This window comes from Pseudomonas sp. OE 28.3, assembly GCF_014268205.2.
Taxonomy (GTDB): Bacteria; Pseudomonadota; Gammaproteobacteria; order Pseudomonadales; family Pseudomonadaceae; genus Aquipseudomonas; species Aquipseudomonas edaphica.
This window is the reverse complement of the sequence record NZ_CP077082.1, coordinates 3062342-3083341: the sequence shown is the minus strand read 5'-3', so window position 1 is coordinate 3083341 and position 21000 is coordinate 3062342. Positions and strand designations below refer to the sequence as shown.

The following is a 21000-nucleotide window of genomic DNA, read 5'->3' as shown; positions in this document are numbered from 1 at the left end:
CCAAGCGGAGGCCCATCATGGCCAACCTGAAAATCAAGAATTTGCAAAAAGGCTTCGAAGGTTTCTCGATCATCAAGGGCATTGACCTGGAAGTGAACGACAAGGAATTTGTGGTGTTCGTCGGCCCGTCGGGCTGCGGCAAATCCACCCTGCTGCGTTTGATCGCGGGCCTTGAGGAAGTCACCGAAGGCACCATCGAACTCGATGGCCGCGATATCACCGAAGTCACCCCCGCCAAGCGTGACTTGGCCATGGTGTTCCAGACCTACGCGCTGTACCCGCACATGAGCGTGCGCAAGAACATGTCGTTTGCCCTGGACCTGGCCGGCGTCGACAAGAAGCTGGTGGAGAGCAAAGTCAGCGAAGCGGCGCGCATCCTCGAACTCGGCCCGTTGCTGGAGCGCAAGCCCAAGCAGCTTTCCGGCGGCCAGCGTCAGCGCGTGGCAATCGGCCGTGCGATCGTGCGTAACCCAAAGATTTTCCTGTTCGACGAACCGCTGTCCAACCTCGACGCCGCCCTGCGCGTGCAGATGCGCCTGGAACTGGCGCGCCTGCATAAAGAGCTGCAAGCCACCATGATTTACGTGACCCACGACCAGGTCGAGGCCATGACCCTGGCCGACAAGGTGGTGGTACTCAACAGCGGCCGTATCGAGCAGGTCGGCTCGCCGCTGGAGCTGTACCACCAGCCGGCCAACCTGTTTGTGGCGGGCTTTCTGGGCACGCCGAAAATGGGCTTCCTCAAGGGCAAAGTCACCCGTATTGAAAGCCAGGGCTGCGACGTGCAGTTGGACGCCGGCACCCTGATCAGCCTGCCATTGAGCGGTGCCAGCTTGAGCGTGGGCAGCGCGGTGACCCTGGGGATTCGCCCGGAGCACCTGGAAATTGCCGCGCCTGGGCAAACCACCCTGACCGTCACCGCCGACGTCGGCGAGCGCCTGGGCAGCGACACCTTCTGCCACGTCATCACCGCCAACGGCGAGCCGCTGACCATGCGGATTCGTGGCGACATGGCCAGCCAATACGGCGAAACCCTGCACCTGCACCTGGACCCGGCGCACTGCCATCTGTTCGACACCGATGGCGTGGCCGTGGCTCGTCCACTGCGCGCTGCCGCCTGATTTCGCGAGACTTGTGATGAAACTGAATAAACAGAACCTCACCCAATTGGCGCCGCAAGTAAAAATTCCGGCCTACGCCATTGCGAGCACCTCCCAGGGCATCGCGCATATCGGCGTCGGCGGTTTCCACCGTGCGCATCAGGCGTATTACACCGATGCGCTGATGAATACCGGCGTTGGCCTGGACTGGAGCATCTGCGGCGTCGGCCTGCGCAGCGAGGACCGCAAGGCCCGCGACGACCTGGCCGGCCAGGATTACCTGTTCACCCTGTATGAACTGGGCGACACCGACGACACCGAAGTGCGCGTGATCGGCGCCATCAGCGACATGCTGCTGGCCGAAGACGGCGCCCAGGCGCTGATCGACAAGCTGGCCAGCCCTGAGATTCGGATTGTCTCGCTGACCATCACCGAAGGCGGCTACTGCATCGATGACAGTAACGGCGAGTTCATGGCGCACCTGCCGCAGATCCAGCACGACCTGGCGCACCCTAATGCACCGAAAACCGTGTTCGGGTTTATCTGCGCCGCACTGACCCAACGCCGCACCGCCGGGACCCCGGCGTTTACCGTGATGTCCTGCGATAACCTGCCGCACAACGGCGCCGTCACGCGCATGGCCCTGCTGGCATTTGCCGCCCTGCACAACGCCGAGCTGCATGACTGGATCAAGGCCAACGTGAGCTTCCCGAATGCCATGGTCGACCGCATCACGCCGATGACCAGCACCGCCCACCGCCTGCAACTGCACGATGAGCACGGCATCGACGACGCCTGGCCAGTGGTGTGCGAGCCGTTCGTGCAATGGGTGCTGGAAGACAAATTCGTTAACGGCCGCCCGGCGTGGGAAACCGTCGGTGTGCAGTTCACCGATGACGTCACGCCTTACGAAGAGATGAAGATCGGCCTGCTCAATGGCAGCCACCTGGCCCTTACCTACCTGGGTTTTCTCAAGGGTTATCGGTTTGTGCACGACACCATGAATGACCCGGTGTTTGTGGCCTATATGCGTGCCTACATGGACCTGGACGTCACGCCAAACCTGGCGCCGGTGCCGGGCATCGATTTGACCCAGTACAAGCAGACGCTGGTGGATCGTTTTTCCAACCAGGCGATTGCCGACCAGTTGGAGCGTGTATGTTCCGATGGCTCGTCGAAGTTTCCCAAGTTCACCGTACCGACCATCAATCGCTTGATTGCCGATGGGCGTGAGACTGAGCGCGCGGCGTTGGTTGTCGCCGCCTGGGCGTTGTACCTCAAAGGCGTTGATGAAAACGGCGTGACTTACAAGATCCCCGACCCACGCGCCGAGTTCTGCCAAGGGCTGGTGAGTGACGATGCGCTGATCAGCCAACGCCTGCTGGGTGTGGAAGAGATTTTTGGCAAGGCTATTCCCAACTCGGCTGAGTTTGTGGCAGCGTTTGAGCGGTGCTTTGTCAGCTTGCGCGACAACGGCGTCACCGCAACACTGCAGCAACTGCTGAAAACACCCGATTAAAAATGTGGGAGCTGGCTTGTGTGGGAGCTGGCTTGCCTGCGATAGCATCACCTGGGTTTGACTGATAGACCGAGGTGCTGGCATCGCAGGCAAGCCAGCTCCCACACAGACCAGCGTCCACATTTAATCGGGCTATCAATCCAAGAATAATACTGCTGAGCACTCCTTCATGACCCAGCAAAACCTGTACCTCGGCATCGATTGCGGCACCCAGGGCACCAAAGCCATCGTCCTCGACGCGTCCAGCGGCAAGGTCCTGGGCCTGGGCGCCGCCGCGCATACGCTGATCAGCGGTGCCAATGGCCGTCGCGAACAGCACACCCAGGAATGGCTGGATGCCTTTACCGAAGCCACTCACCGCGCCCTGCAACAGGCTGGCGTGGACGGCCAGGACATTCTCGGCATCGGCGTCTCCGGCCAGCAGCACGGGCTGGTGCTACTGGACGAGCACGGTGAGGTGCTACGCCCGGCCAAACTCTGGTGCGACACCGAAACCGCCCCGGAGAACGACCGCCTGCTGGCGTACCTGGGCGGCGAAAGCGGCTCGCTGGAACGCCTCGGCGTGGCGATTGCGCCGGGCTATACCGTGTCGAAACTGCTGTGGACCCGCGAACAACACCCGGACGTGTTCGCACGCATCGCGCATATCCTGCTGCCCCACGACTACCTCAACTACTGGCTCACCGGCCGCGCCGTGGCGGAATACGGCGATGCGTCGGGCACCGGCTACTTCAACGTGCGCAGCCGCGAGTGGGACGTGGCCCTGCTTACGCACATCGACCCGAGCGGGCGCCTGGAAAAAGCCCTGCCCGCGTTGATTGCGGCGGATCAAGCTATCGGCAGCATCCTGCCGGCCATCGCCGAACGCCTGGGGATCAACCCCAATGCCAAGGTGTCCAGCGGCGGCGGCGACAACATGATGGGCGCCATCGGCACCGGCAATATCGCTCCCGGCGTGATCACCATGAGCCTGGGTTCGTCCGGCACCGTCTACGCATTTGCCGACCAGCCGAATGTCAGCCCGCAAGCCTCGGTCGCGACCTTCTGTTCGTCCAGCGGTGGCTGGCTGCCGTTGATCTGCACCATGAACCTGACCAACGCCACCGGGGTGATTCGCGAGCTGTTCGAGCTTGACCTTGCGACCTTCAACAGCCTGGTTGCGCAAGCGCCGATTGGCGCCGATGGCGTGAGCATGCTGCCGTTCCTCAATGGCGAACGCGTGCCCGCCCTGCCCCACGCCACCGGCAGCCTCCACGGGCTGACCATGACCAACCTGACCCGCGCCAACCTGTGTCGCGCGGTGGTCGAGGGCACCACCTTCGGCCTGCGCTACGGCCTCGACCTGCTGCGCCAGACCGGCCTGCAAAGCCATAGCATCCGCCTGATCGGCGGCGGCTCGAAAAGCCCGGTGTGGCGGCAGATGGTCGCCGATATCATGAACACCGAAGTGGTGTGTACCGAACAAAGCGAAGCCGCTGCCCTGGGCGCGGCGATCCAGGCGGCGTGGGGCCAGTCCGGCGACACCCTGGCCAGCCTGTGCGACAAATGTGTGAGTGTCGACCCAAGCAGCCGCACGCTGCCGGTGGCGGCCAATGTCAGTGCCTATCAACAGGCTTACGAGCGCTATCAGCAGCTCGTGGCAACCCTTTAAGAGCGAACGACTATGTATCTGGTGTGTGGCGAAGCGCTGTTCGATTTTTTCAGCGAGGAGGATGCCAGCGGGCAGGCTTCCAGGGTCAATTACAAGGCCATTGCCGGTGGTTCGCCGTTCAACGTGGCCGTCGGTTTGCGCCGCCTGGGCATTGAGTCCGCGCTGTTGGGTGGCGTGTCCAACGACTTCCTTGGCCAGCGCTTGCTGCAAGTGCTCAAGGACGAAGGCGTCAGCCAGCGGTTTCTGCTTGAGTTTGCCGCGCCAACCACCCTGGCGATGGTTGCCGTGGGCGCCAACGGCTCACCGCAATACAGCTTTCGCGGCGAAGGCTGCGCCGATCGGCAATTGACGCTTGAGCATCTGCCGACCTTGGGCGATGAGGTTCGTGGCGTGCATATCGGCTCGTTTTCGCTGGTGGTGCAGCCGATCGGCGACACCCTGCTGAGCCTGGTCAAGCGCGAAAGTGGCAAGCGCCTGATCAGCCTGGACCCCAATGTGCGGCTCAACCCGCAACCGGATATCCAGCTGTGGCGTGAGCGCGTGGCCGAGTTGGTCAAGCATGCCGACCTGATTAAAGTCAGCGATGAAGACCTGCACCTGCTCTACCCCGACCAGTCGCCCGAGAGCGTGCTGCAAGGCTGGTTGCAGCACCGTTGCCAATTGGTGTTCCTCACCCGTGGCGGCGATGGCGCCAGCGTGTTCAGCCGCCAGCACGGCAGTTGGTCGCAACCTGCGGTCAAGGTGGTGATGGCCGATACGGTGGGCGCCGGCGACACCTTCCAGGCCGCGTTGATTGCCTGGTTGACCGAGCAGCAGCTGGATTCCATTGACGGCCTGCAACAGCTGACACGCGCGCAAATCGACAGCATGCTGGGCTTCGCGATCCGCGCCGCCGCGCTGACCTGCAGCAAGACCGGGCCGGACCTGCCATATCGCCAGCAGTTGGGCTGAAGCCTGGGTTTCATGAAGGTTTTGTCAGCCAAGGCAAAATTAATCGATGGTTAATCCCGCAAGCCGAGAGTGAATTCGAACTCACTTGCGGAGCACCACCATGAAACTGCGTACCTTGTTATTCACCGCCACCTTGGCCCTTGCCGCGGTGTCGGGGATGGCCCAGGCCGACACCGCCGCCAAGCCTGTGCAGTATCAATACGGCATGCCCTTGAACGTCGACAAAGTGATCGCCATGCACGAGGAAGACACCGACATGTGCAAGGTAATCAACGCCGATATCAAGTTCGTGGACAAAGCCGGGAAGATCGAAGATGTGGGCTACCGAAAAATGTCCGAAGCCTGCGATTTTCAGAATTGAAACACACCGCATTGGGCCTGGTGTTTACCAGGCCCACAGGTCGTCGGTGAATCACTCTCAAACACTTGGCTGACTAGTAGCCGCGCCCCGCCACTCTTTGCTGAGCAGGCGCTTGAGTGTGCTTGAGGTCTTCGCGCAACCCGCTGATCAGGTTGCAAATGGCTCGACTGCTGTCGAGTTTTTCGGCGTTTATACCTTTGACTTCCAAATCCACCCGGTCACGGTCGCGGTCGTCATACACCTTGATCGTCAACGAGGCGTCTTCGGCTTTGGTACATTCACACCGCTTGGGCAGGAAACTTCCTTCAATAATGCTGCGTAGCTCTAGTTCCGAAAGCATGGCCAACCTCTCCTTTTTTGAGACTGCCAACAGATTTTTAGGTACAGATATTCAGGTACGGTGCAGGCGCGTGCCTGCGGCGTCTTACCGACCCTGGCAGACGCTTTCATTCATCAGCCTACTCGGCAAAATCCATTCTCGTTGTAACCTTTCCTCATAAGCGCCGCGCTGACGTATATAAATCTGTTTACCCCGCGTGGATTATCGTCGAACCGCGCCGATTAAACGTTTATGTACTAAATTGCACCTTGCGCCGCTACTCTCTCTGCAACATGTCGCAAACTATCAAAGTTGATATTGGCCCCTGAGTTAACTGCCACCAAGGTCTGCCCGCGCACGCCGTTTTGGGTGACGTACTTGCGAACGCCCGCCACCGCCAGTGCGCCTGAAGGCTCAGTGATGGAGCGCGTATCGTCGTAGATCAACTTGATGGCGCTGCACAGTTCGTCATTGCTGACGGTGATCACTTCATCGACCCAATCGCGGCAGATCTCAAAGCCATAGGCGCCGATCTGCGCCACCGCGGTGCCATCGGCAAACCCGTCGACACTGGGCAGCACCACCCGCTCACCGGCGCGCAAGGCCGCCAGCAGGCAACTGGAACCCTCGGGTTCGACGCCGACAATGCGCACCTCGGGCCGCAGGTATTTGACATAGGCGGCAATCCCGGCGATCAGGCCGCCGCCGCCCACCGGCACGAAGATCGCGTGCAGCGGGCCTTGCTGCTGGCGCAGTATTTCCATGGCCACTGTGCCTTGGCCGGCGATCACATCGGGGTCATCGAACGGCGAAACAAAGGTGCAACCCGACGTCTCGGCCAACTGCAATGCGTGGGCCAGGGCAAACGGAAAGCTTTCGCCATGCAACACCGCCTCGGCGCCACGGGAGCGCACGCCCAGCACCTTCAATTCCGGCGTGCTGCACGGCATGACGATGCGGGCCTTGATGCCCAGTTCCCGCGCCGCCAATGCCACGCCCTGCGCATGATTACCCGCCGAGGCGGTCACCACCCCACGGGCTTTCTGCTCATCGCCGAGTTGCACCAGCTTGTTGTAGGCGCCACGGATCTTGAAGGAAAACGTCGGCTGCAAATCTTCCCGCTTGAGCAGCACTTGGTTGCCCAATAGCGCCGACAACGCAGGCGCCGATTGCAAGGGCGTGCGCACTGCCACGTCGTAAACCGGGGCGGCGAGGATCTTTTTCACGTAGTGCTCAAGCAGCCCGGTATTGGCGGTTTGCGCGGCGCGGTGGGTACTCATGGGCGTCTCCTGGTGTTGGTGTGCTGCCCAGGAGTCGGAAAAACAAAACCCGCCTCTAGGGCGGGTTTGGGTGCAGCCGTGTGCTATCCCGCCAAATGAGGAATGGCGGTAATAATAATGCTCGACTGGCGGCGCAAGGCTGGAAAGGTCATGCACCGAAATTAACCGGCGGTGACTGGGCAAGTCAATGGCCTGTGGCCATTTAGCGGGTTGGGGTTTACGAGAGATATACGAAACGTATACGCTTTGTATATCCATCTAACACAGTGAAACCCATGGGCATCGTCAAGATTACCGACCAACTGCACGAACAGCTTCGCCTGGCCAGCGCCGCCATGGACCGCTCCATCAATGCCCAGGCCGAGTTCTGGATCAAGATCGGCCTGTTGGCCGAACTCAACCCGCACCTGCCCTACAACGAGCTGATCAACAAGCTGTTACTGGACAAACCCGACCTGATCCGAGGGCGCGGCTGATGATCAAGACACCCGCACAACTGGCCGTGATGCGCGAATCCGGGCGCCTGCTGGCCCAGGTATTCAGCATGCTCGACGGCTTTGTCGCCGCCGGGCGCTCGACCCTGGAGCTGGACAGCGCCGTCGAAGCCTTCATCCGCAACGAGCTCAAAGCCCGGCCGGCGAGTCTTGGGCAATACGACTACCCCTTTTGCATCAACACCTCGATCAACGAAGTGGTGTGTCATGGCATGCCCAGTGCCAAGGATGTGTTGAAAGACGGCGACATCATCAACATCGACATCACCCTGGAAAAAGGCGGTTTTATCGCTGACTCCAGCAAGATGTACATGATTGGCAGCGTGGCGCCCAAGGCCCGGCGCCTGGTGGAACAGACCTTTGAAGCCATGTGGGCCGGCATTCGCCAGGTCCGCCCCGGCGCACGCCTGGGCGATATCGGCCATGCAATCCAGAGCCATGCGCAGGCCAACGGCTACAGCGTGGTGCGTGAGTATTGCGGCCACGGCATCGGCCGGCAGATGCACGAGGAACCCCAAGTGCTGCACTTCGGCCGCCCCGGCACCGGGCTGGAACTGCGCGAAGGCATGGTGTTTACCATCGAGCCGATGCTCAACCAGGGCAGCGCCAAGGTGCGCGACCTCAAGGATGGCTGGACGGTGGTGACCAAGGACAACAGCCTGTCGGCGCAGTGGGAACATACCGTGGCGGTGACGGCGGACGGCTTTGAAGTGCTGACGCTGCAACCGTAAACCTGTGGGAGCTGGCTTGCCTGCGATAGCATCGACTGTGTGTCACCGACACACCGCTTGCACAGGAGCGCTGTTGTGGCGAGCGGGCTTGCCCCGCGTTGGGTTGCGCAGCAGCCCCAGTAATGGCACAGGGATGTTTCCTGAAAGAACTCAGCGCCTGGTTTGGGGCCGCTTCGCAACCCAACGCGGGGCAAGCCCGCTCGCCACGAAGGAGTTTGGCCACCTTACCTGTCAGTTCCCACAAACTGCAATGTGTTCACGCGCGGCTGGCGCCGCCTGCGATGCGCTTGAGCCCGAACACCATCAACCCCGCCCCAACGCCCATCGCCACCATCAACAGCGGGTACGACACCCACCACGGCGTGCCCGCCGTCATCATGCTGAACTCCGACATGCCGCCCACGCTGGCGATCAGGTTGAGCGGCAGAAACACCACGTTGATCAACGTCAGCTTGCGCAGCAGGTTGTTCATGCTGTTGTTCATCAGGTTGCCGCGTGCATCGATCAGCCCGGAAAACACGTTGGAGTAGATCTCGGCCTGCTTGTAGCACTGGTGGTTCTCAATGATCAGGTCATCGATCAACCCCAGCACCTCGGCGCTGAAATGCTCCTTTTCCGCGTGGTTGCGCAACCGCGACAACACCGCGCCATTGCTGTGCAGCGCGTTGATGTAATAGATCAGGCTTTCACTGAGGTTAAACATCTGCATCAGGTGCTGGTTGCTCATCGACGCATTGAACTGTTGCTGCAACTCCCGCGCCACCAGCTTGATCACCTTGAGGTGGCCCAGGTAGTGGTGAATGTTGTTAAGCAGCAAGTCGAGCAGCACATCCAGCGGCGTATGCAACGGCCGGCGCGCGCCGAGCCCGGAGAGTGGGGTGTCATCCGTGGCGATCACCAACAGGCGGCCGGGCGAAAACAATAGCCCGCAGGAGGCCACTTCGAACATCAGGCTGCCGCCGCCCGAGTAGTTCTCCGGGCGTTTCCAGATCAGGAACAGGTTATCGGGGTGAAACTCGATGCGTGAGACTTCATCCGGGTCAAGCGCCGAAGCCAGGGCGTGCTCGTCGAGTTTGTGATGGTCGCGCAACCACTCGCGCTCGGCCGCGTCCGGGTTGTTGAACAGCATGATTGCAGCGTCGTCCTTGTCCGCCTTGCACAGTTTTCCGTCGGTCAGTTCAAAGCGCTGAATCATCGCGCGTCACCAGCCCTGGCCCTGGCGTTTCAACTCCAATCTCCGTACAAACTCCTCGAGCACCAGCGCATACAGGTCGTCTTGCAAATAGGCATCTTCGATACCGGCGTCCATATTGGGGTTGTCGTTGACCTCGATCACCACCACTTTGTCGCCGGACTGCTTGAGGTCGACACCGTAGAGGCCGTCGCCGATCAGGTTGGCGGTTTTGACCGCCAGTTCCACCACTGCCTTGGGCGCTTCATGAACCGCCAGGGTGCGGCATTCGCCGTTGATGTCCTGGCCGATAGCCTTGTGGTTATAAATCTGCCAGTGGCCCTTGGACATGAAGTATTGGCAGGCAAAGATCGGCTTGCGGTTGAGCACACCGATGCGCCAGTCGTACTCGGTGTAGAAAAACTCCTGGGCCAGCAGCAGCACAGAGTGTTCGAACAACTCGGCGGTGGCCTTGAGCAGGGCTTCCTGGCTTTCCACCTTGATTACGCCGCGCGAGAAGCAGCCGTCGGGGATCTTCAACACCAGCGGGAAACCCAGGCGCTCGCCGACCCTTTCGAAATCTTGCGGTCGCTCCTTGTAGAGAATCTCGGTGGCGGGCATGCCCAGTTGATGGCTGTTGAGCAGGTCAGTGAGGTAGACCTTGTTGGTACAGCGCAGGATCGATGCCGGGTCGTCCATGACCACCAGGCCTTCGCTTTCGGCTTTTTTGGCGAAGCGATAGGTGTGGTTGTCGACACTGGTGGTCTCGCGGATCAGCAAGGCGTCGTACTCGGCCAGCCGTGAGTAATCCTTACGCTCGATCAGTTCCACATCGATGCCCAGCCCTTTGCCGACCCGCACGAAGTTTTCCAGGGCGCGAGCATTGGACGGCGGCAGTTGCTCCTGCGGGTCATGAAGAATCGCCAGGTCATACCGCGCCAAGCGGCGTGAGCGCGGCTGGCGCCAGATCTTGCGGCTGAAGTTGTCGAGGGCGTGGGCGAACTGGTCTTCCTGGTCATCGCGCAACTTGTGCAAGACCCCGGACTTGACCCCGTCGATGTGCCAGCCATTGTGTTTGCGAAACTCAATTAACAAGATCGGGCACGGGAAGGTTTCAAATAACTGGCGGGCCAATTCTTGCAGCGGCTCTATATTGGTTCGACCAAAATAAAGTGTCAGGGTAAAGCCTTCGGTATTGCTGTAAAGGTGATGACTCAAGGCTTTATCGAGGGTTTTATCCAGGTCATCCAGTGACAAGCCATACAGCGACTTTTTAGTCAGTTCACTGATGGTGCGTACCGACGGAATCACCTTGTGCCCGCGCGCTTCGGCCAACAACGAGCAGTAGTAGCCGTGGCCCAGGTACTTGTAACTGCGGCACAGATTGATCACCTGCACACGCTTGCCCGTCTCGCTTTCACGGGTTTGTTCAAGGTATTCCTGGGCGGTCACGATGTCTTCGCTGGGGAAGTAAGAGGCCCAATCTTCCTTGCGTTCGACAATGATCACCACTTGGCTGGAACCTTTGCTCGCGACCGATAAATAACCGCTGGAAGTTATTGTCGCCGCGACGTTTTGCTCGGATACTTCACGCCAATGACCTTGTACCGCTGACATAATATTTGATCCGCTTTAGAGAACTCGACCTTTTCTATTAAGCACGATCTTTTAGAGAAGTCCCGTTTCGTTACGCAACTTTTACGGCGGTTATATGGCTCTTTCCTTTCGCGTTGCAACCCCTGCTGATGTGCCTGAACTGGTCGCACTGGAACAGCACTGTTTCACCACCGACCGGCTCTCGTTGCGCAGTTTCCAGTGGATGATCAGCCGTGCCCATGGCCAGTTGCTGGTGGCGGAAAATGATGCGCAGTTGCAAGGTTATGCACTGGTGCTGTTCCATCGCGGCACTTCATTGGCGCGCCTGTACTCCATCGCCATCGCCGAGCATGCGCGCGGCATGGGCTTGGGCAAGCAATTGCTGACGCGCATCGAGGCCTGCGCCCTGGAACATGATTGCGCCTATCTGCGCCTGGAAGTACGCACCGACAACCCCGGCGCCCTGGCGCTGTACGAGCGCAACGGCTATCGCCGCTTTGCGCTGATAAATGACTATTACGAAGATCACACCGCCGCTATTCGACTGGAAAAACGCATCCTCCAGCACCAGGTCGCACGCCCCCAGAGCGTGCCGTATTACCAACAGACCACCGACTTCACCTGTGGCGCCGCATGCCTGCTGATGGCCATGGGCGCGTTGCTGCCAGGTCGCGTGGCCGGGCGGCGCGAAGAGCTGCAGATCTGGCGCGAAGCCACCACCGTGTTCATGACCGCAGGCCATGGCGGCTGCAGCCCGCAAGGCTTGGCGTTGGCGGCCTGGCGCCGGGGTTTTCGGGTGCGTATGCAGGTGAATGTGCGCGGGCCGTTGTTTCTGGATGGCGTGCGCGACCAGCACAAAAAGGACGTGATGCGCTTAGTGCATGAGGCGTTTGAAGAGGAATTGGTCGGCAGCGACGTCGAACAGGTATTCGGCGGCGCCCTGGATTTACCGCAGGTATTGCAGGCCGGCGGGCAGCCGCTGGTACTGATCAGCAGCTACCGCCTCACCCGTTCCAAGTCGCCACATTGGGTGATGGTCACCGACTGCGATGAAGAGTTCGTCTACCTGCACGACCCCGACGTGGACCACAGCCAGCATCGCCAATCCCTGGACTGCCAGCATCTGCCGGTCAGCCATGGGGAGTTCGAGCGCATGTGCCGTTTTGGCAATAACAAATTGCGCGCGGCCGTCGTGTTGTTTAAGCCACCTGCTTGACGCCGGCCTTGGCTTCCAGCTCGCGCACCAGCGGCAGGACGCGCTGGCCGAAGTATTCGACCTCTTCCTGAAAATGCAGGAAGCCAGCCAGTATCAGGTCCACGCCCACAGCCTTGAGCGCGACTATGCGCTCGGCGATCTGCTGCGGCGTGCCAATCAGGTTGGTCTTGAAGCCGTCGTTGTATTGCACCAGGTCCTCAAAGCTGGACTTGGCCCAGTTGCCCTCGCCTTCCGGTGAGGCCTTGCCCGCCTGTTTGGCCGCATCGCCAAACGCATTCACCGCTTCGGGGTCGGCCTTGTCGATGATTTCGGCGAGCACGGCGCGGGCTTCTTCTTCGGTGTCGCGGGCGATCACAAACGCGTTTACACCGACTTTCACCGAGTGGTGATTGGCCGCGGCCTTGATGCGGAGATCGTCAACCTGGGCCTTGATACCTTCGGGCGTGTTGCCGTTGGTGAAGTACCAGTCCGACACGCGTGCCGCCATGTCCCGCGCCGCCCGTGAGCTGCCGCCCTGGAACACCTCCGGCTGGCCGAGTGGCTTGGGTTTGAGGCTGTAATTGTTGAAGCGGTAGAAGTCACCCTTGAAAGTGAAATCGTCCTGGCTCCAGATGCCTTTGAGGGCACGGATAAACTCCTCGGAACGGCGATAACGTTCGTCATGTTCCAGCCAGGGTTCGCCAATGGCCTGGAATTCGCCCTTGAACCAACCGCTGACGATATTCACCGCGATGCGCCCATTGGTGAGCTGGTCGATGGTCGCCAGCTGCTTGGCCGCCAGCGCCGGCTGCCAAGGGCCAGGCAGGATCGCGGCGATCACCTTGAGCCTAGTGGTCGCCGCCAGCAACGCATGGCTGAACGCTACAGACTCATGCTGATTGTCGGCACCGTAGCCGGCGGTGAAGCGAATTTGCGTCAGGCCATATTCGAAGCCGGCCGCCTCGGCCAACTGCGCGAGCTTGCGGTTGTAGTCGATGCCCCAGTGCGTGCGCTGTTCGATCTTGCTGACCACCAGCCCACCGCTGACGTTGGGCACCCAATAGGCAAATTTCACGGCTTGCTGACTCATCTGGCAGTACCTCGCACGAAAGAAGGATGTAACCAGGCTTGAGCAGCAAGCGTGCCAGACATCATCAAAGCGCCACCCCACGGGCGTTGCGGCGTATATCGCTGTGGTTTTTGCCAAGCCGGCGAATGTCGCGGATGGCCTTGTTTTGTCGATTTACTGTTGCTGGGGCAACAGCAGTTTGGATCCATCCCCAGTAAATACGGGCTGCGCCGCCCGGCACGGACTGTGCAATCAGCTCACCATTGATCACTGCCCAGGAGCCGTATCCCATGACCGAGCAACATGTCATCAACCCGCTGTCCATCGGCGTCGATTACCCCACACTTGCCGCGCGCTTTCGGCCGATCTTCCAGCGCATCGCCGAAGGTGCCGTGGCACGTGAACAAGCGCGCGCCCTGCCCTATGAGCCGATTGAGTGGCTCAAACACGCAGGGTTCGGCGCGGTGCGGGTGCCGGTGGAATACGGCGGTGGCGGCGCGTCCCTGCCGCAATTGTTTGAGCTGCTGATCGAACTGGCGGCGGCCGACTCCAATGTGCCCCAGGCGCTGCGCGGGCACTTCGCCTTTGCCGAAGACCGCCTGAACGCGCCACCCAGCGCGGGTCGCGACCTGTGGTTCAAGCGGTTTGTCGACGGCGATATCGTCGGTTGCGCCTGGACCGAAATCGGCACTGTGGCCATCGGCGATGTGGTCACTCAGGTCAGCCCGGATGGCGATCACTGGAAGCTCAACGGCGAAAAGTTCTACAGCACCGGGAGCATTTTCTCCGACTGGATCGACGTGTACGCCCAGCGCAGCGACACCGGCGCCGACGTGATCGCCGCCACCCGTACGCACCAGCCCGGCGTGGTGCAACGTGATGACTGGGACGGGTTCGGCCAACGCACCACGGGCAGCGGCACCACACGGTTTACCGATGCGGTGGTTGAGGCTGACAACGTGATCGACTTCGCCACCCGCTTCAAATACCAGACCGCGTTTTACCAGTTGGTGCTGCTGGCAAGCCTGGCCGGTATTGGCCGTGCGGCGCTCAACGACGTGGCGCAGCAGGTGCGCAGCCGCAAACGCATCTACAGCCATGGCAATGCCGCACATGTCAGCCAGGACCCGCAGGTGCAGCAAGTGGTGGGCGAAGTGGCCGCGCTGGTGTATGCCGCCGAGGCCAGTGCGTTGAAAGCTGCGGTGCCGGCGCAACGGGCTTACTTGGCAAGATTTGCCGGGGATGAGGTGGCTGAGCGTGAGGCAAACGTGGCTGCCGAGATTGAATCGGCGACAGCGCAGGTGGTGGTGTCGGAGTTGATTCAGCGGGCTACCAGTGAGCTGTTCAATGCACTGGGGGCGTCGGATGTGCGCCAGGGTAAAGCGCTGGATCGCCATTGGCGCAATGCGCGGACCGTGTCGTCGCATAACCCGGTGATCTACAAGGCGCGGATCGTGGGGGATTGGGTGATCAATGGAACCGAGCCGCCGTTTGTGTGGCAGATCGGGAATGGGCCTGGCAAAGCGTAATTGATCGTTCCCACGCTCTGCGTGGGCATGCATCCTGTGACGCTCCGCGTCACGGCTTCAAGAGCGGGACGCAGAGCGTCCGGGGTGGCATTCCCACGCAGAGCGTGGGAACGATCCTGTGTACCACTCAGAACGCGAGCTTATACCCGATGGTCATCAACATAATCGCCAGACACGGTCGCAACACGCCGTCCGGGACTTTGCCGGTCATGTGGCTGCCCAGGTAAATCCCCGGCAACGACCCCATCAGCAAAAAGCCCAGCAAGTGCCAGTCCATATTGCCCATGCTGGCATGCCCCAGGCCCGCCACCAGGGTCAGCGGCACGGCGTGGGCGATCTCGGTGCCGACCAGACGCCGCGTGGCCAGGAACGGATACAAGATAAACAACGCCACAGTCCCGAGGGCACCCGCGCCGATAGAGGTCAACGCAACCATGGTGCCCAGGATCGCGCCGGTGACGACTGTGAGTGCGTTGAGGTTGCGCGGGCTCATGTGGTAATCATCGCCCGCATGCCGCTGGGCGAACGCCAACAGGCTTTTCTTGAACAGGATTGCCAGCGCCGTCAGCAGCAGCACAAAGCCCAGCGCCTGCTTGATCACCGCATTCATCGCGCTGGGATCAGTGTGCAGGCTGGCCAGGAACCACAGCGTCAAAAGCACCGCCGGCACGCTGCCCAAGGTCAGCCAGCCAGTGATGGTCCAGTCGATATTGCGGTTTTTGCTGTGTACCAGCACCCCACCGGACTTGGTGATGGCGGCGTATAACAAGTCAGTGCCCACGGCGGTGGCCGGGTTGATGCCGAACCACAACAGGATCGGCGTCATCAGGGACCCGCCGCCAACACCGGTCATGCCGACGATAAAACCAACGATCAGGCCAGCGACTACAAAACCAAAATTGCCCACATCCATTACAACTACCCGCGGCCTTATAAAATTCTGGCCGCAGGATAGCGATTTTTCTTATAACGACTTATATCAATATGATCTGACTTTATGCTTTTTCTGTCAGACGATGGCAGACATAGGCCTGGGTCTGATACGGAAACGCCACAGTGTCACGCCCGCGCAGCGCCGGGTGAGTGTTGATCAGCCCGCGTAATTGCTCGGTCACCGTGGCCTTTTGCGCGGCCGGTAGCGCCGCGATAAAGCTCACAGACAGAAAGCGATCCATGATCACTTCCTGGGGGCTGCCCACATGCTGATAGGCAAAACAGCTCATTTGCGGCGCGGAAAAATACCCACCGGTGAAGGCTTCGCGCCAATGCCCTGTATGAAAACGCGGCGTGTCGCCTTCATAGGGCGTAATGATTTCGGTGATGGCCGCAACCCAGTCCACCGACTCATCGCGCACATTCCACACCAGCCCAAGGCGCCCGTCAGGCTTGAGCACGCGGTGGATCTCTGCCAGTGCGGCCTCGGTTGCGAACCAGTGGAAGGCTTGCGCGCACACCAGCGCATCGGCGCTGGCCTCCGGCAAAGGGATAGCGTCAGCGGTGCCGCTGAGCAGGCGTACATCCGGCAACAGTTTGCTCAGTTGCGCGCCCATGGCCTCGACCGGCTCGACGGCAATCAGGCTGGGCGCCAGGGTGCTGAGCAAACGGGTGAACTTGCCGGTGCCGGCCCCCAGGTCGATCACGGTCGACTGTGCGTTGATACCCAGTGTATCGGTCAGCCAGCCGGTGAGTTGGCGTGGGTAGTCCGGTCGACCTTGGGCGTAGGTGGCGGCCTGGGTCGAGAAACCTTGTTGAGCAGACGTGTGAACACCAGTCATTGCGAGTTTCTCCTCGGGGGCGGGCGCACAGTGTGCGCCCTCTGAGGTTTATTTTCTAACCCGTGCATCCAATCGTGCGCCTCGCGTGTAGTCCTTGCAGTCACCCCGCTGTTTTACTCAAATGGAGCACTACCCATGAACGCTAAAACACTGTTCTGCCTCGCGGCTGCACTCACCGTCGCGCCTGCGGCTTTCGCCCAGACCGGCTTGCCGGACAGCATCAAGGTGCCGGACGGGCACAAGATTGCGATGGAAACCACCGGGGTCGGCGAAATCACCTACGAATGCCGCGACAAAGCCAACGCCGTCGGCCAGACCGAATGGTTCTTTGTCGGCCCCAAAGCCGTGTTGAATGATCGCAGCGGCAAGCCGGTGGGCAACTACTTCGGCCCGCCCGCCACCTGGCAGGCCCAGGATGGCTCGAAAATCACCGGCACCCAACTGGCGGTAGCGCCTTCGAGTGCAGGCAACCTGCCCTATCAACTGGTCAAGGCCAACCCGGCCGAAGGTAAAGGTGCCATGAGTGGCGTCAGTTACATCCAGCGTGTCGCCCTTAAAGGCGGCGTGGCGCCGAGCAGCGAATGCACGGCGGCGAACAAAGGCCAGCAGGCCGTGGTGAAGTACCAGGCCGACTACATTTTCTGGGCAGCCAACTGAGTAAACTCGGCTACGCTGCCTGTGGCGAGTGCGCTCGCCACAGGACTCAGCCCTTTAAGGATGCCGTGTTTGTTTGATTACGAAACCTGCCTGGCGGCGTGTGCCCGTGGCGACCAACGCGCCTTGCGCCAACTCTATGCCGAGGACAGCAGCCGCTTGCTCGGCGTGGCGTTGCGCATTGTGCGTGACAAAGCCCTGGCCGAAGATGTCGTGCATGACGCGTTTATCAAGGTCTGGCGCGGCGCCGGCAGTTTCGACCCAAGCCGTGGTTCGGCGCGGGGCTGGGTGTTCAGCATCACCCGGCACCTGGCGCTCAATGCCGTGCGCAATCACTCCCGGGAGGTGGCATTGGGCGACGAACACGAGCAGCTCGCCGCCCCCAATGACAGCTTCGAATTCAACGCCCGAGAAGGTCAGGTGTACCGCTGCCTGGAACAACTCGACCCGACCCGTCGCACGTGCATCCTTCACGCCTATGTCGACGGTTATTCCCACAGCGAAATCGCCCGGAAACTGGACACGCCCCTGGGCACTGTCAAAGCCTGGATCAAACGGAGCCTCGTCGCGCTGCGCGAGTGCATGGCATGAGCAACCCACTGGATGAACTCGCCAGCGAATACGTGCTGGGCACCCTGCCCGCCGAGCAACGCGCCGAGGTCGAGCAACGCCTGAAGCATGACATCGAGCTGCGTGCGGCGGTGGATGCCTGGGAGCAGCGCCTGCTGCCGCTGACCGCCTTGGCCGAACCCGTGCCGCCGTCCGCGCAACTGTGGCGGCGCATCGAACGCAGCACGGCAAATCAGCCAGCCGGCGTGCCGTGGTGGAACCTGCTGGCGTTCTGGCGTGGGTTGGCCGGCGCAGGCTTGGTGACCACACTGGTGTTGGCGGCCCTGCTGTTGACCCGCCCGCCCGTAGCCGACCCGACGTTTGTGGTGGTGTTGGTTGCGCCACAGAACCAGGCACCCGGCTGGGTGATCCAGGCCAGCCATGACCAGCAGATCCAACTGATTCCGTTGGGGATGATGGAGGTTCCGAGCGACAAAGCCCTGCAATTCTGGACCAAGGGCGATGGCTGGCAGGCTCCGGTGTCATTGGGGCTGGTCAAGCCTGGGCAAACGCTCTCGGTGCCGCTGGACAAGCTGCCGCCGCTCACGCCCAACCAGCTGTTCGAGCTGACCCTGGAAGACCCTCGCGGTTCACCGACCGGCAAGCCGACCGGGCCGATCCAGGCCATCGGCCGCGCGGTCAAAGTGCTCTGATCAACCTGCGCTGGGCAACCACACCCTGAACCGTGCCCCGCCCAGGGGCGACGCCAGGGCCGTCAATGTGCCGCCCTGGGCTTCCATGGCGCGCCGGCTGATCGCCAGGCCAAGGCCAAAGCCGCCAGTGGCGCGGTCGCGGCTGCGGTCCAGGCGATAGAAGGGTTCGAAGATACGCTCGCGCTGTTCCACGGGAATGCCGATGCCGTCATCGTCCACCCATATTTCACAGCCATCGGCACACACCTTGACCCCAACCTGAATGCGCTTGTCGCAATAGCGCGTGGCATTGCGCAACAGGTTCTGCAATGCCCGGGCCGTGAGGCGCGGGTCGAGGCTGAAACGCTCCACCGCGCAGTCAAGCGCCACGTCGATGACGATCTCGGGGTTTTCCAGTTCGTCATCGACGCTGCCCAGCACGCTGTCGATAAACTCGTCGAGCACCACGTCCACCCGCTCCGGCAACTGCGCCGGGTTTTGCAGGCGGCTGTAGGAAAGCAATTCCAGCACCAGCTCGTCCAGCTCGCGTATATGCGCCACCAGGCTTTGCAGGCGCTCGCGGCTGGCCTGGGGCAAGTCTTCGGACAGCGCCAGGGCCAGGCCGAAGTCCAGGCGCGTCAGCGGCGTGCGCAGTTCATGGGACACCGCGTTGAGCAAGTCGCGCTGCTGGTTGAGCAGGCCTTCGATGTCGTCGGCCATGGTGTCGAAAACCGACGCCAGGCTGCCGATGTTGGAGCTGGCGGGAATCTGCGTTCGCTCGCTGAGGTTGCCCCGACCCAGTTGCGCGGCGGTGCTTTTCAGGCGCTCCAGGTCACGCCAGTGCGGGCGCAGCCAGAACAGCAGGCAGGCGAGCAAGGCCGCGCCAATCAGCACGTTCATCGACCAGTACAGCAGGTTCATGTCCAGCGGGTCCGGGGGGATGCTCAGTTTCACCGCAAACTGCTGGTTGATCGGCGAACTGATGTCTTCCATCCAGCCCCACTCGCCCAGGCGGATCACCGGCTTGCCGTGCTCCAGCAGTTGCTCCTCCTCGGGGGTATAGCTGGCGTCCTGGCGCAGCAGCAACTTGACTTGCAGCGGTGCGAAATCCCGGTTCAGTTGCTCGGTCACGTGCGACCAATGCTCCACCGGCGCACGCAGATACTGCTTGACGATAAGCTTTTGCAGGCCACGGGTCTGCTCGATGTTGTAGTCCATGTAGCGGTGTTCAAACAGCTGGATCACCAACTTGGGAATCAGGAATATCGCGGCACTGAAGGTAATGATGGTGACCAGGTAGAGGCGCAGCAGTACACGAAACATGGATCAGCATTCCCACTCGGAACGGCTGAACAGGTAGCCCTTGCCCCATACGGTCTTGATCTTGCGCGCTTCGCCTGCGTGGTCGTCGAACTTGCGGCGCAGCTTGGAGATGGCCACGTCCACCGAACGGTCGGTGCCGTTGAACTCGATACCGCGCAAACGTTGCAGGATCTGGTCGCGGCTGAGCACTTCACCGGCGTGCCGGGCCAGCACCACCAGCAGGTTGTACTCACCGCTGGACAGCTCCACCGCCTGCTCGCGCCAGGTCACGGTGCGCTCCGACAGGTCGATGCACAGGTTGCCCATGACGATCTGGTCGTTGGCCACCTGTGGCTCGGACAAACTGCTGCGGCGCAGCAAGGTGCGCACACGGGCGAGCAGCACACGTGGCTCGCAAGGCTTGGTGACATAATCGTCGGCGCCCATCTCCAGGCCCAGCACCTGATCGTGGCTGTCATCGCGGGCGGTGAGCATCAGAATCGGCAGGCCCGCCGAGTCGGCACGCAGCAGGCGGCACACCTGCAAGCCGTCGAGACCGGGCAGCATCAGGTCGAGGATCACCAGGTCCGGCGGGTTAAGGCGCGCCCGTTCACGCACATGGTCGCCACGGCTGAGCACATTGACGTGGTAGCCATTGCGTTCCAGGTAGCTGGCAATCAGCTCGGAGAGTGCGGCGTCGTCTTCCACCAGGAGGATGTTGGGCATGGTGTTTCCAAATAATACTGTTTGTCGGCGGTACGCAGACCCTTGTGGGAGCGGGCCTGTGTGGGAGCTGGCTTGTGTGGGAGCTGGCTTGCCTGCGATAGCATCGCCTCGTTCTCTATGAAAGACCGAGGTGCCTGCATCGCGGGCAAGCCCGGCTCCCACATAAGCCCGGCTCCCACACAGGCCCGGTTTTCACATTTGATCTTTGCTGTTTGCAGGATTGTGCAAGGATATACGCCCTCAAGCGACTATGGGCCGCACCTTACACTTCTTCACACACGGCCTACACAGCTTCACAGCACCACGGCGCAGGTGTCTTTAGGATGCGCCAGTCAA

General features: G+C 61.1%; 21 protein-coding genes. 12 read left to right on the top strand and 9 right to left on the bottom strand.

What is annotated here, in order from left to right; all coding sequences use genetic code 11:
* The first annotated feature begins 17 nt into the window (after positions 1 to 17).
* The 5 genes from ugpC (at position 18) to HU759_RS13945 (ending at position 5582) form a co-directional block, all read left to right on the top strand.
* On the top strand, positions 18 to 1121 hold the full coding sequence (gene ugpC / locus HU759_RS13965; RefSeq protein WP_138453615.1) for a sn-glycerol-3-phosphate ABC transporter ATP-binding protein UgpC: 1104 nt from the start codon (positions 18 to 20) through the stop codon (positions 1119 to 1121).
* A gap of 16 nt (positions 1122 to 1137) precedes the next feature.
* On the top strand, positions 1138 to 2619 hold the full coding sequence (locus HU759_RS13960; RefSeq protein WP_186618097.1) for a mannitol dehydrogenase family protein: 1482 nt from the start codon (positions 1138 to 1140) through the stop codon (positions 2617 to 2619).
* Between the two features lie 169 nt (positions 2620 to 2788).
* On the top strand, positions 2789 to 4270 hold the full coding sequence (xylB, locus tag HU759_RS13955; protein ID WP_186618096.1) for a xylulokinase: 1482 nt from the start codon (positions 2789 to 2791) through the stop codon (positions 4268 to 4270).
* 12 nt (positions 4271 to 4282) lie between these two features.
* A complete protein-coding gene (locus tag HU759_RS13950; RefSeq protein ID WP_170038439.1) occupies positions 4283 to 5221 on the top strand; it encodes a carbohydrate kinase in 939 nt (312 codons plus the stop codon).
* A 100-nt stretch (positions 5222 to 5321) separates the two neighbouring features.
* Complete coding sequence (locus HU759_RS13945; protein ID WP_017135048.1) at positions 5322 to 5582, top strand: DUF2790 domain-containing protein; 261 nt, start codon at positions 5322 to 5324, stop codon at positions 5580 to 5582.
* Positions 5583 to 5655: 73 nt separating this feature from the next.
* Here the strand turns inward: HU759_RS13945 and HU759_RS13940 are convergent, their stop codons facing one another.
* Positions 5656 to 5922, bottom strand: a complete 267-nt coding sequence (locus HU759_RS13940) for a DUF1652 domain-containing protein (RefSeq protein WP_017135047.1) — start codon at positions 5920 to 5922, stop codon at positions 5656 to 5658.
* A gap of 236 nt (positions 5923 to 6158) precedes the next feature.
* On the bottom strand, positions 6159 to 7181 hold the full coding sequence (gene ilvA, locus HU759_RS13935) for a threonine ammonia-lyase, biosynthetic (protein ID WP_170038441.1): 1023 nt from the start codon (positions 7179 to 7181) through the stop codon (positions 6159 to 6161).
* 275 nt (positions 7182 to 7456) lie between these two features.
* Between ilvA and HU759_RS13930 the strand changes: the two genes are divergently transcribed.
* Together HU759_RS13930 and map are read left to right on the top strand one after the other, a co-directional pair.
* Entirely contained in the window at positions 7457 to 7657 is a 201-nt protein-coding gene (locus HU759_RS13930) for a ParD-like family protein (protein ID WP_017135045.1), read from the top strand.
* Positions 7657 to 8406, top strand: a complete 750-nt coding sequence (gene map, locus HU759_RS13925) for a type I methionyl aminopeptidase (RefSeq protein ID WP_017135044.1) — start codon at positions 7657 to 7659, stop codon at positions 8404 to 8406. The genes HU759_RS13930 and map overlap by 1 nt, the downstream gene beginning before the upstream one ends.
* 256 nt (positions 8407 to 8662) lie before the next feature.
* On the opposite strand, the gene HU759_RS13920 is transcribed toward map, so the two are convergent.
* On the bottom strand, positions 8663 to 9601 hold the full coding sequence (locus HU759_RS13920; RefSeq protein WP_170038443.1) for a magnesium transporter CorA family protein: 939 nt from the start codon (positions 9599 to 9601) through the stop codon (positions 8663 to 8665).
* A 6-nt stretch (positions 9602 to 9607) separates the two neighbouring features.
* Positions 9608 to 11194 carry a RimK family protein gene (locus HU759_RS13915; RefSeq protein ID WP_186354699.1) on the bottom strand — a complete coding sequence of 529 codons (1587 nt, stop codon included), beginning with the start codon at positions 11192 to 11194 and terminating at the stop codon, positions 9608 to 9610.
* Between the two features lie 94 nt (positions 11195 to 11288).
* On the opposite strand from HU759_RS13915, the gene HU759_RS13910 reads away from it, so the two are divergent.
* The gene (locus HU759_RS13910) at positions 11289 to 12389 is read left to right on the top strand and encodes a GNAT family N-acetyltransferase/peptidase C39 family protein (protein ID WP_099548250.1); all 1101 of its coding nucleotides are present in this window, start codon (positions 11289 to 11291) and stop codon (positions 12387 to 12389) included.
* Here HU759_RS13910 and sfnG read toward each other — a convergent pair.
* Positions 12373 to 13458, bottom strand: coding sequence for a dimethylsulfone monooxygenase SfnG (sfnG, locus tag HU759_RS13905; RefSeq protein WP_099548248.1), 1086 nt, complete (start codon positions 13456 to 13458; stop codon positions 12373 to 12375). The two genes, HU759_RS13910 and sfnG, sit on opposite strands and share 17 nt — an antisense overlap.
* A 269-nt stretch (positions 13459 to 13727) precedes the next feature.
* Between sfnG and HU759_RS13900 the strand changes: the two genes are divergently transcribed.
* The gene (locus HU759_RS13900; protein ID WP_138453614.1) at positions 13728 to 14966 is read left to right on the top strand and encodes an acyl-CoA dehydrogenase family protein; all 1239 of its coding nucleotides are present in this window, start codon (positions 13728 to 13730) and stop codon (positions 14964 to 14966) included.
* A gap of 127 nt (positions 14967 to 15093) precedes the next feature.
* Here the strand turns inward: HU759_RS13900 and HU759_RS13895 are convergent, their stop codons facing one another.
* Both HU759_RS13895 and HU759_RS13890 read right to left on the bottom strand, forming a co-directional pair.
* Positions 15094 to 15879, bottom strand: coding sequence for a sulfite exporter TauE/SafE family protein (locus HU759_RS13895; RefSeq protein ID WP_017135039.1), 786 nt, complete (start codon positions 15877 to 15879; stop codon positions 15094 to 15096).
* An 82-nt stretch (positions 15880 to 15961) separates the two neighbouring features.
* The gene (locus tag HU759_RS13890; protein WP_017135038.1) at positions 15962 to 16741 is read right to left on the bottom strand and encodes a class I SAM-dependent methyltransferase; all 780 of its coding nucleotides are present in this window, start codon (positions 16739 to 16741) and stop codon (positions 15962 to 15964) included.
* A gap of 135 nt (positions 16742 to 16876) precedes the next feature.
* Between HU759_RS13890 and HU759_RS13885 the strand changes: the two genes are divergently transcribed.
* The 3 genes from HU759_RS13885 to HU759_RS13875 are packed head-to-tail and all read left to right on the top strand — an operon-like array spanning position 16877 to position 18657.
* Positions 16877 to 17398, top strand: a complete 522-nt coding sequence (locus tag HU759_RS13885; RefSeq protein WP_017135037.1) for a DUF3455 domain-containing protein — start codon at positions 16877 to 16879, stop codon at positions 17396 to 17398.
* Between the two features lie 60 nt (positions 17399 to 17458).
* On the top strand, positions 17459 to 17986 hold the full coding sequence (locus HU759_RS13880; protein WP_170038445.1) for a sigma-70 family RNA polymerase sigma factor: 528 nt from the start codon (positions 17459 to 17461) through the stop codon (positions 17984 to 17986).
* A complete protein-coding gene (locus HU759_RS13875) occupies positions 17983 to 18657 on the top strand; it encodes an anti-sigma factor (RefSeq protein ID WP_170038447.1) in 675 nt (224 codons plus the stop codon). Before HU759_RS13880 ends, HU759_RS13875 begins: the two co-directional genes overlap by 4 nt.
* On the opposite strand, the gene HU759_RS13870 is transcribed toward HU759_RS13875, so the two are convergent.
* Positions 18658 to 19959, bottom strand: a complete 1302-nt coding sequence (locus HU759_RS13870) for an ATP-binding protein (protein ID WP_099548239.1) — start codon at positions 19957 to 19959, stop codon at positions 18658 to 18660. It abuts the gene before it with no gap.
* A gap of 3 nt (positions 19960 to 19962) precedes the next feature.
* Entirely contained in the window at positions 19963 to 20664 is a 702-nt protein-coding gene (locus HU759_RS13865; protein WP_017135033.1) for a response regulator transcription factor, read from the bottom strand.
* Positions 20665 to 21000 lie beyond the last annotated feature (336 nt).